The organism is Rhizobium sp. WYCCWR 11152 (genome assembly GCF_013087615.1).
Taxonomy (GTDB): domain Bacteria; phylum Pseudomonadota; class Alphaproteobacteria; order Rhizobiales; family Rhizobiaceae; genus Rhizobium; species Rhizobium indicum.
On sequence record NZ_JABFCP010000024.1, the window covers coordinates 323,159 to 339,903 of the forward strand.

The following is a 16,745-nucleotide window of genomic DNA, read 5'->3' on the forward strand; positions in this document are numbered from 1 at the left end:
GGCCCGAACTCCGGCATTCTTGCCTGAGATGCAACCTTGATCCGCCCGAAGACAAACTCACGGAGGCTGCCGATGTCCGCGTCACGCATACAACAGTTGGCAGATGAGGCGCGCCTCCTGCTCAAGCGCAATCCCCTGATGGCAAGTTCCGTCTCCCTGCAGCGCGTGGCAACACGCAACCTTTTGAAGCGACGCTTCCAATATGGCCGCACGCTTGCGGCGGCTTCGAAGCTCGCCGGTTGTTCGGCTGGGGTAGAGGCACTGTCAGGTTATTTCCCCGACCTTGCAGATGGCGGATACACTCGCCTACCGGAGCTTCCGCCAGCGGTTGCCGGACCGGTCGGCGCCGACCCCTACCGTTCATCCGTACTTGCAGCCTGGATGGGTGCGCTCGCGCGCAGTCTGGAATGGCAGGCAGCCCGCCCCGATGTGCAGGTCGTCGGCCGCTATCTGCAGCCGGATCTGATCGCATCGGATCTTGAACTCGAACGTCAGACAGCGTGCCGGCTCTCTTGCGGCATCGGCCTCGTGCACATCGAAAGTCCGGCGCGAAGCCGTATCATGCAAGCCCTCCTCCGCCAATGCATGCCGGATTATCCCCGGCCCGGCTATCCGATCACCGACGATGCGGAATTGGATCGAATCGCCGACCATCTGGAGAAGGCCTTCGCATTGATCGCGGACTTGGACGAGTACGGCCATCAGCGTCTGATCGCCGGCCTGCACACGCTTTGCGTTGGCGTGCGGCGCGAACCGCAGTGCTCCTTTTCGAGTTCGAACGAATTGCCGGGCAGCGCGCTCATCGTCCTTTCCAGAGAGAGATTGCGCGCCGGCGATCATGCCGCGACAGCGGCCCAACTGCTTCATGAGGCGGGGAATATCCTGCTCGGGTTCTATACGACCTCGGCGGCGGCATCCCTGCCCGGCGAGTTCCAATATGTTTCCCCATACAAGAAGGACTTACAGACGCTCGAGAGCATCCTGCATACGGCCTACACCATTCCCTGGGAGTGCGCCTTGCGCATGGCATGCCTATCCACCGAGGCGGATCCTGAGCGCCGCTCCCGTAAAGCGGCATTCATAATCGCCTATGCCGCGCGGCAAGTGCCGCTTATCGACATCGCTCGGAAAGGTATCGAACGTCTCGGCGGCGATGTCCTCCTCGACCTCCCAGACATCGCCGCCATTCCTTCCTGGAGCAGTCGGATCTTGTTCCTCGTCAGCCAGTTGCTTGCCGAAGAACCCATTGCGCACCGGCAGGCGCATCTTGCCGAGCGCCAGCGAGTTCTCGATCGCCAAGCCTGGGATATCGGACAGATGCTGCTGCGCGGCAAGGAGCCGATCGATCCTCGGATGGGCCGGCGAGAGATCGATGACAGCGGCGACAATCTCAGCCTCTGGTACGACGGCAAATTCCACGTGATTGTGAAGACCCCCGACCATGCGATGGGCGAGGATTACGGTCACTACGCCGCGACGATCCGCGGAGTTGCGCCCAGCGAGATGGAGGCGATGTGATGGTCAATGATCGGTCCAAACGATTATCGGCGACCGCCACCGCGTCCGTCGACTTCCCAAACCTCGTCACCCACAGCCTTGGGCGGGGCGGCCGGGGGGCTCTGTTCACCGGCAATAGTGCCGATTCTGTCGAGGAACAGAGCCCCCATGTTACCCGGTCTGCATTCGTCGTCTCGTTGAAGGCTTCCGAGCCGGCGGAGGACGAATATGACTCCGCCGCAATCGATCACCACGACGCAATCCTGACGCCTCTCCATCGGCAACGCGACATCGCACGGTTTGGCGATATCGACTTCGTCATCATCGGATGCTGCGACTTGGGCTCACAGATCGCCATCCAGCTTGCGGCCCTCGGCGCGCGCCATTTCCTTCTCGTGGATGCGGATCGTATCGATGAGAACAACTTGAACCGTCTCCCATGGGCAAGCGAGGCTGATCTCGGCTGGCTGAAGACGGACAGGCTGGCGACCCATCTGGCCGCGGGTTTCTCGGCCAATGTCTTCGTACTGCCGGAATTTGCGGAAGGCGCCTCGGCGCTGCGGTTAATCGCAGACTACGCTAATAACCCGTTCTTCATTTTCGCCGGCGACGATTCTCGTCGAGCCCAAGATCTGCTGTCGGCCTGCCGAGCATTGAAAGCCGGCCTGCCGCCGCATCTGCATGTCGGCCGCTCCGCAAACTATTGCATGGCAGGTCCTTTGGTCTTGGTGCATGAGGACGCATGTTCCGTCTGCCATTGCGCCACCCAAGTCGCAACCGACGGCAGCTTTCGCACCCCGCCGGTCACCGTCGACAACCTATTGGTCGCCGGCCTTGCGGTGTCGCAGATCGCCCAAAACTGCCTTTCGAGACACTCGGTCGCCCGGGGACGCCAATGGCTATTGGACCTCAAAGGCGATCAAGCCGAGCTGCACTCTGTTAAAACACCCCGAATGTAAGGTATGTCCATGATCGCGCTATTTTCCTCGGAATATTGTTGCTCCGTTGGCGCAACTGCCGGAAAGAACGATGAGCTGACGATAACCGAAGCTCTTCGTGATCCACTGATCGCCATCGTGATGCGCGCGGATGGCGTGACCTCCGAAGAATTCAAGCGACTCCTTGAGGCGGCAGCCCGCGAGCTAAAAGCCAATCTAGCGAAATCCTCCTTCCCACCAACCGGAGGATAGGCACGTGATTGTCGAAACGACGCGGAAGATGGTTGACGAGCATGTGTGGCCAATCTCGGTCCGAACCATGACCCGGCATTGGCACTGGCCATCCCGCGGAGTTCAGGGGCAATGAGATTCGATATGTTGAGAAAGTTCCCAACGATAATTCTTGTTTTTGCCGAAGGGAAAGATCGCAAGGTGATCCGTACCGCTCACGAGGCTGCCCAACTGTTGCTGAAGGAATGGCCCACCGACGATGGTGAGGAATTCCTCACGGCGGTGAGAATCTGTTTGGAGGTCCTTACCGGAGAGAGCGAACCCGAGCAATTGCATGAGGCAATCGTCCGCGCCGCATATGAAGCGGGTATTGCAGCGATCACGACTGATAACCGCCTTGGGATTCTCAGGATCTATCCAGTCAGCGAGGCCAGATAGTTGAACTCCGCGCAGGTGCTCATCTCAATCCTGCCCCCATCGAGCCGTTTCGGCTGCAATCGGACTGATCCGGTCCGTTACTGGAAGCGATCAAGCGTCTTGTAATAGAGCCCGACGAGCGGCAGGAACCACGGCTTTCCGAAATGGCCGGGAACGGCCGGCCATTCGAGCCCCTTGATCGGATTACGGTCGGCCTTGCCGAGGATGGCGTCGGCCATGATCATGCCGAGATGGGTGGAGAGCTGGGCGCCGTGGCCGGAATAACCCATGGCATACCAGACACCATCGACATAGCCGGCGCGCGGATAGCGGTCCTTGGTCATATCGACGAGCCCGCCCCAGCAGTAGTCGATTTCGACGCCAGCAAGCTGCGGGAAGATTTCAGCCAGGCTGGCGCGGAGAATGTCGCCGCTCCTTGCGTCCGAGCGCTGATCCGATGTGGCGGAAAACCGCGCGCGACCGCCGAAGATCAGCCGCTTGTCCGGCGACAGCCGGAAATAGTTGCCGATGTTCATCGACGTGACGCAGGTCCGGTTACCCGGCATCGTAGCCGCGATTTCGGCGTCGGTCAGCGGACGGGTCGCGATCAGAAAGCTGCCGACGGAAATGATCCGGCGGCGGAAATAATTAAAGAGCGACGGCGTATAGGCGCCTGTCGCGACCAGGACGTGATCTGCGGTGACGGTGCCGCGTGCGGTCTCAAGGCTGTGGCGACCGTTGCCCTGCCGGTGCGCGGTCACGGAGGCCTTTTCGAAGATGGCGGCACCGTGACGGGTGGCCGCAGCGGCGAGCCCCGCGACATAGCGGCCCATATGCATCATCGCGCTCTTCTTCGAGAGCATGGCGCCATGGAAGGGCGACCCAACCTCGCTTTTCAGGTCACTCGCCGTCAGAAGCGCCGTGTCCGGATCGACCTCTCTGTGAACAGCCTCGAAATTGCGGGCAAGGGCATCGAAATGCTGCGGCTTGGAGGCAAGCTTTAGCTTTCCGGCGCGGCGGAAATTGCAGTCGATCCCCTCTTCGGCGATGATCGCCTCGATCGTGTCGATGGAATCGTCGAACGCCTTGTAGAGGGCGACGGCTCGCTCCACGCCGAGTGCTGATTTGGCGGAGAGGAAACTGTGGGCGAGCCCGTTGTTGAGATGTCCGCCATTGCGCCCCGATGCCCCCCAGCCGACCCGTTCGGCCTCCAGCACGACGACCTTGACGCCCGTTTTCGCAAGCTGGCGCGCCGCGGCAAGCCCGGTAAAGCCGGCGCCGATGACGGCGACGTCGTAATGTCCTTCGACGGGGCCTTGAGCGCCGCCGGCAAAGGGCTGGGCGGTGTTGTGCCAGTAGGATTCGAACTGCATCCGCGTGTCTCCGTCAGAGCCCGACGACTCCAGGCAGGCCCGAGATGTCAGGGATTTCGACATAACCGTAATAGGGATTAGCCGGCTCGTGGCCACGATTGACCCAAACCTTGTTCTTGATGCCGAGATCGTGGGCCGACATCAGGTCGTAGCGGAAGGAGGACGAGCAATGCAGCACGTCTTCCGGCCCGCAGCCCAGCATATCGAGCATATATTCAAAGCCCTTGAAGCGTGGCTTATAAGACTGAGCCTGCTCGGCGGTATAGACCGCATGGAAGGGCGCGCCCAGTTTTTCGACGTTCGACATGATCTGCGAATTCATGGCGTTGGAGAGGATGACCAAAGGGATTTCCTTGGCGACCTTGGCGAGACCGGCCGGAACGTCCGAATGCGGCCCCCAGGTCGGAACCCGCTCATAGATCATCCGGGCGGCTTCGTCGCGAAATGTCACGCCGTTGCGCTTGCATGTCCGCTCGAGCGAATTGTGTACGACCTCGGCATAGGGTTTCCAGTCGCCCAGGATCTCGTCGAGCCGATAGGCGGCGAAATTCTTGATGAACTCCGCCATACGTGGCTCGTCGAGCTCTTCGCCGTAGAGGTCGCGCGCCGCTTCCGCCATCTGAAAGTTGGTCAGCGTGCCGTAGCAGTCGAAGGTGATGTATTTCGGACGGAACGTCGTCATCTGCGTATCCTTGAGCGATCGGAACTGGGGACGTGTCACAATCATAGGCACCGCTTCACCCACAGCTCGCCTGAATTGCCGCCATCGGAAGCAGAATCTATCGTATCGAAAGCAGGGTTTGGCAGAAGGTTGCGCGCTTGCCCGCGGTTAATGGCCGGCGGAATGACGCATTCAATCGCCGTCGTGATCGTGATCGTGATGCGACGGGAGGTCGAGGCCGAAGGTGTTGACGAGATCGGCCACCTGCGCCGGGCTGAGGAAACGGGGATTGAGGTTGCGCAAAAGCAGATAGAGCTTCGCCGTTTCCTCCAGTTCCTCGGTCGCAAAGACCGCCGCCTCCAGGCTGTCGCCGGCGACAACAGGTCCGTGATTGGCCAGCAGCACCGACGAATACTTGCCCGCCAGCCCGCGGATGGCGTCGGCCACCGCCGGATCGCCGGGACGATAATAAGGCACCAGCGCGGTTTCGCCGGCGCGCATCAGATAATATGGCGTCATCGGCGGCAGGGCGGCGCGCGGATCGATCTCCGGCAGCATGGTCAGTGCCACCGCGTGGGTAGAGTGAAGATGGACGATTGCGCGGGCGCTGCCGCGCGTATCGTAAAGGGCAGTGTGCAGCGGAATTTCCTTGGTCGGCTTGTCGCCGGACAGGAGCCGGCCTTCGGCATCGAGCCTGGAGATCCGTGCCGGGTCGAGAAAGCCCAGCGAGGCGTTGGTCGGCGTGACCAGCCAGCCGCCATCCTCCAGCCGTAACGATATGTTGCCCGACGAACCGGGCGTCAGCCCGCGTTCGAACAGCGAGCGGCCGTATCGGCAGATTTCCTCACGCAGGCGCGCGTCGGACATGACAGTTCCTCCAATATTAGGCGGTTGCCCCTTCGATCAATTCAAAGCCGAGATCGACGGCCTGTGGCGGCGCATTGGTGACGACCAGTTGCGCGGCGATCTCCCCGGTCGCGACGCGCGGCGTTCGGATGGTCGACAGTGGTTGCGGTGTTGCCCGGCCGATATCGAGGCCGTTATAGCCGAAAATGGCGAGCTTCGAGGGGATCGCGATTCCCTTAGCCAGACAGTGAAAATAGCCGCCCAGCGCCATGTCGTCATTGGAGAAATAAACCGCATCGAGATCGGTCGTCCGGGCAAGCAGCCGCTCCAGCCCCAGCCTGCCATTTTCCACGGACGAAGCGCCTGGGAGAATCTCGCGGGCGACGAGGGGGGCGTCATGCGCAGCGAGCGTTTCGCAAAAGCTGGAAAACCGCTTGCCGGCACGGGTATCGCGGTTCAGGTCGTGGCCGACATAGCCGATCCGGCGATAGCCCCGCTTCAGCAGGAATGCAGCGCTCTCCCGCCCGGCCGCGCGGTTCGAGAAACCGACCGCGATATCGAGAGCATCGCCGTCCAGATCGAGCAGTTCGACGACCCGGCACCCGCTGGCGCGCAGCATCTTCACCGTGCCCTCGGTATGCTCGCATCCCGCCAGCATGACCGCCGCCGGCCGCCAGGCAAGCATCGCGGCGGCGAGCGCTTCCTCCTTGCCCGGATCATAGTCGGTCACGGAGAAGACCGCCTGATACCGGTTCTCCTCCAGAACGGCACTGGCGCCGCGCAGCACATCGGGAAAGACGATGTTGGACAGCGAGGGAATGACGAAGGCCACAAGACGCGAACCGGTGGAGGCCAGCGTTCCCGCAATCCGGTTCGGCACATAGCCCAGCCGCTCGACGGCGGCCATCACCCGCTCGCGCGTCTTGCCGGAAAACGAACCGTGGTTACGCAGTACGCGCGACACCGTGCTCTCGCCAACACCGGCGGCTTCCGCGACCTCGGCAAGCGTCACCGTCGCCTGATGTTTGAATTCCATCGTTACGTTTGAACCCGACTGTTGAGGTGGTTGCCCGGCCTGCCCGCCCGATGACCACCGCTCTGCCCCCCATTTTTCACCGCTCCCGCCAAGAAGCAAGGTTTTTTTGGCAGCGCTACCAATTTACCGTTGGCAGCGCTGCCAAAATGGATTAATGATAATGGCAGCGCTGCCAAAAAACGGCATGGCGTGCCGCGGTAGGATCTCAAGGAGACGGCGGCAACAATCGGAGGAGAAAATCATGACGCTGCAGACGCAGGCGCCAGTTGTTGGCGCACATCCCGCCCAGACGCTCGAAGACCGTGCCTATGGCAAGGTATTCTGGCGCATCGTACCCTTTTTGATGCTGTGCTACGTGGTCGCCTATCTCGACCGCGTCAATGTCGGCTTCGCCAAGCTGCAGATGTCGAGCGAACTCGGCCTCTCGGAAGCCGCCTATGGCATCGGCGCAGGCATTTTCTTCATCGGCTATTTTCTGTTTGAAGTGCCGAGCAACATCATCATGAACAAGGTTGGCGCGCGGGTGTGGATCGCCCGCATCATGGTCACCTGGGGCATCATTTCCGCCGCCTTCATGTTCACCTCGTCGGAAACCGTCTTCTATATCCTGCGTTTCCTGCTGGGCGTTGCCGAAGCCGGATTTTTTCCCGGCATCATTCTTTATCTGACCACTTGGTATCCAGCCCATCGCCGCGCCAGGATCATCACCACCTTCATGTCGGCGATCCCGATATCCGCCATTTTCGGCAATCCGCTTTCGGGTCTCCTGATGGACAGTTTCCACGGCACGCACGGACTTTCCGGCTGGCAGTGGATGTTCCTGATCGAAGCCATTCCGGCTATTCTTTTCGGCGTTGCGACGTTCTTCTACCTTGATGATACGATCCAGGGCGCGAAATGGCTGAGCGATGAGGAAAAACGCGTGCTGACGGCCAATATCGAGGCGGAGAACCGGGCCAAGACAGCAAGCCCGCACAGCATCGGCGCAACGCTGACCGACCGCCGCGTCTGGCTGATGTGCCTGATCTATTTCTGCTTCGTGCTCGGGCAATATGGCCTGAATTTCTGGATGCCGACGATCGTCAAGGCCTCGGGCGTCAACGGAAACCTCAATATCGGCCTGATTTCTGCAATCCCCTATATCTGCACATTCGTCGTGATGCTGGCGCTCGGACGTTCCGCCGACAGGCTGCGCGAACGCCGCTGGCACCTCGTCGTCCCGGCCTTCATCGCCGCCGGTGGTTTCGTCGCGGCGACGATGGCGACGAGCACGACGGTCTCGATTGTCTGCCTCTCGCTGGCTGCCGCCGGCGCCATCAGCTGCGCGCCGCTGTTCTGGTCGCTTCCGACGGCTTTTCTCGCTGGCACGGGCGCTGCGGCCGGCATTGCCTGGATCAATTCGGTCGGCAATCTCGCCGGGTTTCTCGGGCCGTTTCTGGTAGGCTATCTCAAAGACGTCACCGGCACCAACAGCGCCGGCATGTACCTGTTGGCGGCTGCCTTGGTCATTGGTTCGCTGGCCGTGTTGACGGTTCCGGCGAAAAGCGTCAATCGCTGAACTCGCGCATAACCCCGAAAATCGGAATCGATTTTCGGAAAGGATTATGCGCAAATTCAAAATGTTAGAGCGTCCTTAGCGCGTCTTGTAGACGCACGGCGCTCTAAAGCCCCCCCGGGATGGCACCCGGAGGGGCGCAGACCTTTCCTCACAAGACTGGAGAACCTCCTCATGCCACCGCTTGCTGAAAACTCGGGCTCGGCCGTTGTCGCAGCCGTCATCGGTCTTGGTTCGATGGGGCTTGGGATGGCCCGGTCGATGAAGCGCGCCGGTCTCGACGTCGTTGGATATGACATCACGCCGGCGGCAGTGGACCGCTTCGTCGCCGACGGCGGACGGGGCGCGGCGACCCCCGCCGATGCGGCAAAGGATGCCGACATCGTCGTCTCCGTGGTCGTCAACGGCGCGCAGACCGAGGCCGTGCTGTTCGGGCCTGAAGGCGTCGCGCGTGCGATGAAGCCCGGTGCCGTCTTCATCTCGTCGGCCACCATGGATCCCGCCGTCGCGCGCGGTCTGGCACAGCGGACGGAGGCCCTCGGCCTGCATTATCTCGACGCGCCGATTTCGGGCGGCGCGGCCAAGGCGGCGCGTGGCGAACTGACGATCATGGCTTCCGGTTCCAGACAGGCCTTCGATACGGCGCGCCCGGGTCTCGACGCCATGGCCGCCAAGGTCTACGAGCTTGGCGACGAGGCCGGAAAAGGCGCGGCCTTCAAGATGATCAACCAGCTTCTCGCCGGTGTGCACATCGCGGCCGCCTGTGAGGCCATAACCTTTGCCGCCAAGCAGGGCCTCGACCTCGACAAGGTCTATGAGGTGATCACGGCATCGGCCGGCAATTCCTGGATGTTCGAAAACCGCGTGCCGCATGTGCTGGCCGGAGACTATACTCCGCTCAGCAGCATCGAGATTTTCGTCAAGGATCTCGGTATCGTCCAGGACATGGCCCGCTCCGAGCGTTATCCCGTACCGCTCGCGGCAGCAGCCCTGCAGATGTATCTGGCCGCCTCCGGGGCGGGCATGGGCCGTGACGACGATTCCTCGCTGGCGCGGCTCTATGCCAAGCTTTCCGGCGCTGAATTGCCCAGCTCCACCAAAGAGCCGCAGAGCCTGTAAAAGGAACGCTAGATATGCCGGTTTTCGCCGCCAACCTGACGATGATGTTCAACGAATGGGCGTTCCTCGACCGCTTCGACGCCGCAGCCGATGCCGGGTTTGCCGCCGTCGAATATCTCTTCCCCTACGAAGCCACGCCGGAGGCAATCGCCGAACGGCTTGCGCGCAACAATCTGCAGCAGGCCTTGTTCAACCTGCCGCCGGGCGACTGGGCAGCAGGCGAACGTGGCATCGCCGCTCTTCCAGGACGGTTCGATGCGCTGAAAGAGGATGTCGAGCGGGCACTGGACTATGCGGCGGCAACGGGCGTCAGGCGGTTGCACCTGATGGCAGGCATCGCCGACCGTCACGACGAAGACGCCTCCTCCGCTTATCGGCGCTCCGTCACCTATGCTGCCGGGCGGCTTGCGGAAAAAGGCATCGATCTGCTGCTCGAGCCGATCAACGGGCGCAACATGCCAGGATATTTCCTCAACGATTTCGGCGCCGCCGAGCGGCTGATTGCCGAATGCGATCTGCCGAACCTGAAGCTCCAGTTCGACATCTATCACCGTCAGATCATCCATGGCGACGTCACCATGGCATTGCGACGCCTGCTGCCGATCACCGGCCATATCCAGATCGCCAGCGTGCCGTCACGCAACGAACCGGATGGGGAGGAACTGAACTATCCCTATCTGTTCGGCGAAATCGACCGCCTGGCTTATGACGGTTTCGTCGGCTGCGAATACATCCCGCGCGGCCACACACTGGACGGTCTTGGCTGGTTCAAACCTTTTGCACGGAGCTAGACGATGGCTATTTTGCTCGGATCAATCGCTGACGACTATACGGGCGCCTCCGACCTCGCCAACACGCTGACGAAGAACGGTCTGCGCACGGTGCAGACGGTCGGCATCCCTGATCCGTCGCTGGCACTGCCGGATGTCGACGCCGTGGTCATCTCCCTGAAGATCCGCTCCGTCCCCGCCTCGGACGCCGTGACGGCGGCGGCGAGCGCCGAGCGATGGCTACGCCAGCGGGGTGCCGGCCATGTGCTTTACAAGATTTGCTCGACCTTCGATTCCACCGATGCCGGCAATATCGGTCCGGTCACCGAGGCCTTGAGCGAGGCGGCCGGCGGCGGCGGCGTGCTGGCGACACCCGCCTTTCCGGAAACGGGACGCACCGTCTATCTCGGCCATCTCTTCGTCGGCGGACAGCCGCTGAACGAAAGCCCGCTCAAGGACCACCCCCTCAATCCGATGCATGACGCCAATCTCGTGCGGGTTCTGACCCGCCAGTCGCGCAATGCCGTCGGGCTGATCGATCTCACAGCCATCGCGGCCGGACCTGATGCCGTCAAGGCGAGGCTTGACGGCCTGCGCACGGCAGGCATCACCACTGTTATCGCCGATGCGATTTTCGAACGCGATCTTGAAACGCTCGGCGAAGTCGCGTTGGAAACACCGGTGTCCACCGGTGCGTCCGGCCTCGGCCTCGGCCTGGCCCGCGCGCTCGTCCGCTCCGGCCGGATATCCTCCGCCGGAGCACCGACGACGGACGCCATTCGCCCCGTGGGCGGGCTTTCCGCGATCGTTGCCGGCAGTTGCTCGAAGGCGACGCTCCACCAGCTCGACGTCGCCGAACGGTCGATGCCCGTCCTGCGGCTCGACCCGGAGCGGCTGCTTGCCGGTCCGGATGAGATCGCCGCGGCGATTTCCTGGGCCGGGGACCGCATCTCCGCCGGCCCCGTCGTGGTCGCTGCGAGTGCTTCGCCTGAAACCGTGTCCCGGCTGCAATCGCTCTATGGACGGGAAGCCTCCGGCCACGCGATCGAGACCGCGACGTCGATCATCACAGCCGAACTGGTGGAGAGGGGCGTGCGGCGGCTTGTGGTCGCGGGCGGCGAAACCTCAGGCGCCGCGGTCGACAGGCTTGCCATTCCGGCATTTCTGATCGGCCCGGAGATTGCGCCCGGCGTGCCGGTGCTACGCACGGTCGGCAATGCCCAGGGCGATATGCTTCTGGCGTTGAAATCAGGAAACTTCGGAGGCGAAGACTTCTTTGCGGCAGCACTGGCGATGATGCACTGACAGGATCTGGATCCGATGAACATCGGTCGGTTCTAGCATAAGATGCGGTGGCCGATGATAGCAAAGCCATAAGATACTGCCTGAACCATGGCCTTCAGACGATCTGCCCGCCGGCGCTCCGGCAGACTGGCGGGCACGATATGAAGGACGCCCCCATGCAAGCAAGTCAGATCGAAATCGTCCCGTTCGGCCCCGACCATCTGGAAGCCGCTGTCGCGCTCTCAAGACAGGCGGGGTGGCCGCATCGGACGGAAGACTGGCAGCTGGCGCTCGCCTTGAGCGACGGGATGGTTGCGGTCGAGGACGGCAAGGTCGTCGGCACCGTCCTCGTCACGCCGTATAAGGAAGATTGTGCGACCATCAACATGGTCATCGTCGACGAGACGATGCGCGGCAGGGGCCTCGGCCGCAAGCTAATGGACGCCGCACTGCTGATCGCCGGAGACCGGCCGCTGAGGCTGGTGGCGACGACGGCAGGCCTGCCGCTCTACCAGAAGCTTGGCTTCCACGAGACGGGAACCGTGGCGCAACATCAGGGCCTTGCCGGAGACATCGCCGCGCCGGCGGAAACGCAAGCCGCCACCGACGCCGACCTCCCTGCTATCGCGGCACTCGACCGCCTTGCCTTCGGCGCCGACCGCGAAGGGCTGCTCTCTTATTTGGCCGGGATCGGCGCATTCGCCGTCCTTCGCCGAGACGGCCACGTTTCGGGCTTCGCTTGCCTGCGCCCCTTCGGCCGCGGCGAAGTGATCGGACCCGTGGTGGCCGCCGACGTCGGCGAGGCCAGGAAACTCATCGAACATTTCATCGCCAGACGGCCCGGACGGTTCCTCAGGGTCGACACCACGGCCGAGACCGGGCTTTCGCCATGGCTCGCCGAACACGGGCTCGCCCATGTCGGCGGCGGAATCACCATGAAAAAGCCCTTCGTCCACCACGCCGCCGAACCGGCCGTCACCACCTTTGCCCTCGCCAGCCAGGCACTCGGCTGATCCGGAGATCTCCATGTACAGCAATTCCCTCATCGAACTCGATCGCGCCCACCTCATCCATCCTGTCGCCTCCTATCGCGGCCATGAAAAGCTTGGCGTGCGCGTGCTGGCCTCGGCCAAGGGCGCGACGGTCACCGACGCCTCCGGCAAGCAGCTGATCGACGGCTTCGCCGGCCTCTGGTGCGTCAATGCCGGTTACGGCCACGAAAGCATCGTCGAGGCGGCGGCCCGGCAGATGCGCGAGCTTCCCTATGCGACGGCCTATTTCGGCCTCGGCTCCGAGCCCGCGATCCGGCTTGCAGGCGAACTCGCCGACCGCGCGCCTGGCGATCTCAACCACGTCTATTTCACGCTCGGCGGCTCCGATGCGGTGGACAGCACGATCCGCTTCATCCGCTACTACTGGAATGCCCGTGGGCAGCCTCAGCGCGATCAGTTCATCTCGGTCGAACAGGGCTATCATGGCTCCTCGACGGTCGGTGCGGGCCTGACCGCGCTGCCTGCATTCCATGCCGGCTTCGGCGTTCCCTTCGATTGGCAGCATAAAATTCCGTCTCACTACGCCTATCGCAACCCGGTGGGCGACAATCCGCAGGCGATCATCGAAGCCTCGCTTGCGGCGCTGAAAAGCAAGGTCGAGGCGATCAGGCCGGAACGCGTTGCCGCTTTCTATGTCGAGCCGATCCAGGGCTCGGGCGGCGTGCTGGTTCCGCCGAAAGGCTGGATGAAAGCCATGCGTGAATTCTGCCGCGCGCAGGACATCCTTTTCGTGGCGGACGAGGTGATTACCGGCTTTGGCCGCACCGGCCCGCTTTTTGCCTGCAGCGAGGATGAGGTCGTGCCCGATTTCATGACGACCGCCAAGGGCCTCACCTCCGGCTACGTCCCCATGGGCGCTGTCTTGATGGCCGATCACGTCTATGAAACGATTGCCGAAGGCGCGGGTGCCGCCGCCGTCGGCCATGGCTACACCTATTCGGCCCATCCCGTCAGCGCCGCGGTCGGCCTCGAAGTCCTGAAACTCTACGAAAACGGCCTTCTCGAAAACGGCGTCAGGGCCGGTGCGCGGCTGATGCAGGGCCTGGATTCGCTGAGGGATCATCCGCTCGTCGGCGATGTCCGCGGCCGCGGCATGCTGGCCGCCGTCGAGCTCGTGGTCGACAAGGTGAACAAAACGCCGTTGCCGGCATCTGCCGAACCCGCCCGCCGTATCTTCGATCGCGCCTGGGAGAACGGCCTCGTCATCCGCGCCTTCGGCAATGGTGTGCTCGGCTATGCGCCGCCGCTCTGCTGCACCGAAACGGAGATCGACGCGATCGTCGAGCGCACCCGCATGACACTGGACGAGACGCTGGAGGACCCGGATGTGCGTCGGGCGCTGCAGGCCTGAGAATATCGGGAAACCGTCAGATTCGGTATTTTGTGCCGCCTCATGGCGTCTATTCGGCGAATCCGGCGCAGTGCAGGTGACAAACTGAAGACAACGAAAGGCCTGGATCCCGGCAGATGCGGGCCTTCCCATACAAGAGCGGGACAATGACCCCGCCAGCGGAACAGAATTTTCTTCTTCGAGAAGCCGAGCTCCCATCGGAGCCGAACACTGGGGAATTCACGTGAGCAAGAGCCTTTCGGAATTCAAATACATGACCTTCGACGTCGTCGGCACGCTTATCGACTTCGAAGGCGGCCTCAAGACCTGCTTCGCCGAAATCGCGGCCGAGGTCGGAAGCACAGTCGACGGCGAGCAAGCGCTTAGCCTCTACCGCGCAGCCCGCTACTCCAAGGATGCCGATCTCTTTCCGGACGACCTCGTGCGCGTCTACCTTGCGATCGCGCCGAAGCTCGGCCTGCCCACTGAGCAAAAATATGGCGAACGACTGCGGGACTCGGCGAAGAGCTGGAAGGGTTTTGCAGACAGTGCCGCGGCACTGGCCAGTCTTGCGAAGGATTACCGCCTCGTGGCGATGACCAATGCCCGCCGCTGGGCATTCGATTTCTTCGAGAAGGAACTCGGCAATCCCTTTTATGCCGCCTTCACCGCGGATGATACGGGGACCGAGAAACCCGATCCCGCATTCTTCGAGAAGGTATTCGACTACGTCGTCTCGCAAGGACATTCGAAGGACGACATCCTGCATGTCGCCCAGAGCCAGTACCACGATATCGGGATATCCAGGAAACTCGGGCTGACCAATTGCTGGATCGAGCGGCGCCATGCCGTGAAGGGTTACGGCGGCACGATCGAACCGGCCGAATTCACCAAACCCGATTACCATTTCACCTCCATGGCCGGCCTTGCCGATGCCGTGGCCGCCGCGCGCGCCTGACTTTGAAAGCAGATCGGGCCTGCCCGCAACGGGCAGCCCGCCACAGAAGAAAAGGGGAATGAGATGAACGACAAAATCACCAATTGGACCAGGTCCGACGACGCCATGGTCGAAACCGCCATCCGTCGTGGCGCCACTCGTCGCGAGTTGCTGCATATGATGCTTGCGGGCGGCGTGGCCCTGTCTGCCGGCGGGCTCGTGCTTGGCCGCGCCGGCAAGGCGCTTGCCGCTACGCCCGTTTCCGGCGGCTCGCTCAAGGCGGCCGGCTGGTCGTCCTCCACGGCCGATACGCTCGACCCCGCCAAGGCGTCGCTCTCTACCGACTATGTCCGGTGCTGCTCCTTCTATAACCGCCTCACCTTCCTCGACAAATCAGGCACGCCGCAGATGGAGCTTGCCGAAGCGATCGAGTCCAAGGATGCGAAGACCTGGACGGTCAAGCTGAAGAACGGCGTTACTTTCCATGACGGCAAGCCGCTGACCGCCGATGACGTGGTTTTCTCGCTGAAGCGCCATCTCGACCCGGCCGTCGGCTCGAAGGTCGCCAAGATCGCCGCCCAGATGACCGGCTTCAAAGCGGTCGACAAACAAACCGTCGAGATCACACTCGCCAGCCCGAATGCCGACCTGCCGACCATCCTGTCGATGCATCACTTCATGATCGTTTCCGACGGCACGACCGATTTCACCAAGGCCAACGGCACCGGCGCTTTCGTCAAGGAAGTCTTCGAGCCGGGCGTCCGGTCCGTCGGGATCAAGAACAAGAATTACTGGAAATCCGGCCCGAATGTCGATTCCTTCGAATATTTCGCCATCAGCGACGATAATGCCCGCGTCAACGCACTGCTTGCGGGCGACATCCATCTCGCAGCCACGATCAATCCGCGCTCTATGCGCCTCGTCGAGGCCCAGGGCGACGGCTTCACCTTGTCGAAGACGACGTCCGGCAACTATACCAATCTCAACATGCGACTGGATATGGAGCCCGGCAACAAGCGGGACTTCATCGAGGGCATGAAGTATCTCGTCAACCGCGAACAGATCGTCAAATCGGCGCTACGCGGTCTCGGTGAAGTCGGCAACGATCAACCCGTTTCACCGGCGAACTTCTATCATGACGCAGAGCTGAAAGCGCGAGCCTTTGATCCTGAGAAGGCGAAGTTCCACTTCGACAAGGCCGGCGTGCTTGGCCAATCCATCCCGATCATCGCTTCCGATGCGGCGAGCTCGTCGATCGACATGGCCATGATCATCCAGGCGGCCGGCGCCGAAATCGGCATGAAGCTCGACGTGCAGCGGGTACCTTCCGACGGCTACTGGGACAATTACTGGCTCAAGGCGCCGATCCACTTCGGCAATATCAACCCGCGGCCGACCCCCGATATCCTCTTCTCCCTGCTCTACACCTCGGACGCTCCGTGGAACGAAAGCCACTACAAGTCGGAGAAGTTCGACAAGATGCTGATCGAGGCGCGCGGCTCTCTCGATCAAGACAAGCGCAAGACGATCTATAACGAGATGCAGGGCATGGTCGCCCAGGAAGCTGGTACAATCATTCCGGCCTATATCTCGAACGTCGATGCCACGACTGCCAAGCTCAAGGGCCTGGAGGCCAACCCGCTCGGCGGCCAGATGGGATACGCTTTCGCGGAATATGTCTGGCTTGAAGCCTGATACA

At 62.1% G+C, this 16,745-nt stretch carries 16 protein-coding genes; 12 read left to right on the forward strand and 4 right to left on the reverse strand.

Going from position 1 to position 16,745, the window contains the following annotated elements:
• Nucleotides 1-36: 36 nt before the first annotated feature.
• The 4 genes from G9X67_RS35470 (at nucleotide 37) to G9X67_RS31870 (ending at nucleotide 3,104) form a co-directional block, all read left to right on the forward strand.
• Entirely contained in the window at nucleotides 37-1,518 is a 1,482-nt protein-coding gene (locus G9X67_RS35470; RefSeq protein ID WP_348649132.1) for an HEXXH motif-containing putative peptide modification protein, read from the forward strand.
• A complete protein-coding gene (locus G9X67_RS31860) occupies nucleotides 1,515-2,456 on the forward strand; it encodes a ThiF family adenylyltransferase (RefSeq protein ID WP_171600534.1) in 942 nt (313 codons plus the stop codon). Before G9X67_RS35470 ends, G9X67_RS31860 begins: the two co-directional genes overlap by 4 nt.
• A 9-nt stretch (nucleotides 2,457-2,465) precedes the next feature.
• Nucleotides 2,466-2,687 (forward strand): hypothetical protein, encoded by a 222-nt coding sequence (locus tag G9X67_RS31865; protein WP_171600588.1) that lies wholly within the window; start codon nucleotides 2,466-2,468, stop codon nucleotides 2,685-2,687.
• A gap of 111 nt (nucleotides 2,688-2,798) precedes the next feature.
• Entirely contained in the window at nucleotides 2,799-3,104 is a 306-nt protein-coding gene (locus tag G9X67_RS31870) for a DUF982 domain-containing protein (RefSeq protein WP_138332541.1), read from the forward strand.
• 77 nt (nucleotides 3,105-3,181) lie between these two features.
• Here the strand turns inward: G9X67_RS31870 and G9X67_RS31875 are convergent, their stop codons facing one another.
• The 4 genes from G9X67_RS31875 to G9X67_RS31890 form a co-directional block, all read right to left on the reverse strand.
• Nucleotides 3,182-4,456, reverse strand: coding sequence for an FAD-binding oxidoreductase (locus tag G9X67_RS31875; protein WP_171600535.1), 1,275 nt, complete (start codon nucleotides 4,454-4,456; stop codon nucleotides 3,182-3,184).
• Between the two features lie 13 nt (nucleotides 4,457-4,469).
• Nucleotides 4,470-5,138, reverse strand: a complete 669-nt coding sequence (locus G9X67_RS31880) for a haloacid dehalogenase type II (protein ID WP_024319620.1) — start codon at nucleotides 5,136-5,138, stop codon at nucleotides 4,470-4,472.
• A gap of 171 nt (nucleotides 5,139-5,309) precedes the next feature.
• Nucleotides 5,310-5,984: an aldolase gene (locus G9X67_RS31885; protein WP_017956779.1), complete on the reverse strand. Its 675-nt coding sequence runs from the start codon at nucleotides 5,982-5,984 to the stop codon at nucleotides 5,310-5,312.
• A gap of 16 nt (nucleotides 5,985-6,000) precedes the next feature.
• A complete protein-coding gene (locus tag G9X67_RS31890; RefSeq protein WP_138332534.1) occupies nucleotides 6,001-6,999 on the reverse strand; it encodes a LacI family DNA-binding transcriptional regulator in 999 nt (332 codons plus the stop codon).
• A gap of 241 nt (nucleotides 7,000-7,240) precedes the next feature.
• Here G9X67_RS31890 and G9X67_RS31895 point away from each other — a divergent pair, with 241 nt between their 5' ends.
• The 8 genes from G9X67_RS31895 (at nucleotide 7,241) to G9X67_RS31930 (ending at nucleotide 16,741) form a co-directional block, all read left to right on the forward strand.
• Nucleotides 7,241-8,557 carry an MFS transporter gene (locus G9X67_RS31895; protein ID WP_171600536.1) on the forward strand — a complete coding sequence of 439 codons (1,317 nt, stop codon included), beginning with the start codon at nucleotides 7,241-7,243 and terminating at the stop codon, nucleotides 8,555-8,557.
• 171 nt (nucleotides 8,558-8,728) lie between these two features.
• Entirely contained in the window at nucleotides 8,729-9,673 is a 945-nt protein-coding gene (gene ltnD, locus G9X67_RS31900; protein ID WP_171600537.1) for an L-threonate dehydrogenase, read from the forward strand.
• Nucleotides 9,674-9,687: 14 nt separating this feature from the next.
• The gene (gene otnI, locus G9X67_RS31905) at nucleotides 9,688-10,464 is read left to right on the forward strand and encodes a 2-oxo-tetronate isomerase (protein ID WP_171600538.1); all 777 of its coding nucleotides are present in this window, start codon (nucleotides 9,688-9,690) and stop codon (nucleotides 10,462-10,464) included.
• A 3-nt stretch (nucleotides 10,465-10,467) separates the two neighbouring features.
• Nucleotides 10,468-11,748 (forward strand): 3-oxo-tetronate kinase, encoded by a 1,281-nt coding sequence (otnK, locus tag G9X67_RS31910; protein ID WP_171600539.1) that lies wholly within the window; start codon nucleotides 10,468-10,470, stop codon nucleotides 11,746-11,748.
• Between the two features lie 155 nt (nucleotides 11,749-11,903).
• Complete coding sequence (locus G9X67_RS31915) at nucleotides 11,904-12,740, forward strand: GNAT family N-acetyltransferase (RefSeq protein WP_171600540.1); 837 nt, start codon at nucleotides 11,904-11,906, stop codon at nucleotides 12,738-12,740.
• Nucleotides 12,741-12,753: 13 nt separating this feature from the next.
• Nucleotides 12,754-14,130, forward strand: a complete 1,377-nt coding sequence (locus G9X67_RS31920) for an aspartate aminotransferase family protein (protein ID WP_171600541.1) — start codon at nucleotides 12,754-12,756, stop codon at nucleotides 14,128-14,130.
• A 223-nt stretch (nucleotides 14,131-14,353) separates the two neighbouring features.
• A complete protein-coding gene (locus G9X67_RS31925) occupies nucleotides 14,354-15,067 on the forward strand; it encodes an HAD-IA family hydrolase (RefSeq protein ID WP_171600542.1) in 714 nt (237 codons plus the stop codon).
• 63 nt (nucleotides 15,068-15,130) lie between these two features.
• Nucleotides 15,131-16,741, forward strand: a complete 1,611-nt coding sequence (locus G9X67_RS31930) for an ABC transporter substrate-binding protein (protein WP_164068519.1) — start codon at nucleotides 15,131-15,133, stop codon at nucleotides 16,739-16,741.
• The last annotated feature ends 4 nt before the right edge of the window (nucleotides 16,742-16,745 follow it).

Coding starts and splice junctions, on each gene's coding strand:
- otnI (WP_171600538.1), top strand. CDS start 9,688: ATGCCGGTTTTCGCCGCCAACCTGACGATGATGTTCAACGAATGGGCG.
- G9X67_RS31915 (WP_171600540.1), top strand. CDS start 11,904: ATGCAAGCAAGTCAGATCGAAATCGTCCCGTTCGGCCCCGACCATCTG.
- G9X67_RS31890 (WP_138332534.1), bottom strand. CDS start 6,999: ATGGAATTCAAACATCAGGCGACGGTGACGCTTGCCGAGGTCGCGGAA.
- G9X67_RS31920 (WP_171600541.1), top strand. CDS start 12,754: ATGTACAGCAATTCCCTCATCGAACTCGATCGCGCCCACCTCATCCAT.
- G9X67_RS31885 (WP_017956779.1), bottom strand. CDS start 5,984: ATGTCCGACGCGCGCCTGCGTGAGGAAATCTGCCGATACGGCCGCTCG.
- G9X67_RS31870 (WP_138332541.1), top strand. CDS start 2,799: ATGAGATTCGATATGTTGAGAAAGTTCCCAACGATAATTCTTGTTTTT.
- G9X67_RS31880 (WP_024319620.1), bottom strand. CDS start 5,138: ATGACGACGTTCCGTCCGAAATACATCACCTTCGACTGCTACGGCACG.
- G9X67_RS31930 (WP_164068519.1), top strand. CDS start 15,131: ATGAACGACAAAATCACCAATTGGACCAGGTCCGACGACGCCATGGTC.
- G9X67_RS31875 (WP_171600535.1), bottom strand. CDS start 4,456: ATGCAGTTCGAATCCTACTGGCACAACACCGCCCAGCCCTTTGCCGGC.
- G9X67_RS31865 (WP_171600588.1), top strand. CDS start 2,466: ATGATCGCGCTATTTTCCTCGGAATATTGTTGCTCCGTTGGCGCAACT.
- ltnD (WP_171600537.1), top strand. CDS start 8,729: ATGCCACCGCTTGCTGAAAACTCGGGCTCGGCCGTTGTCGCAGCCGTC.
- G9X67_RS31895 (WP_171600536.1), top strand. CDS start 7,241: ATGACGCTGCAGACGCAGGCGCCAGTTGTTGGCGCACATCCCGCCCAG.
- otnK (WP_171600539.1), top strand. CDS start 10,468: ATGGCTATTTTGCTCGGATCAATCGCTGACGACTATACGGGCGCCTCC.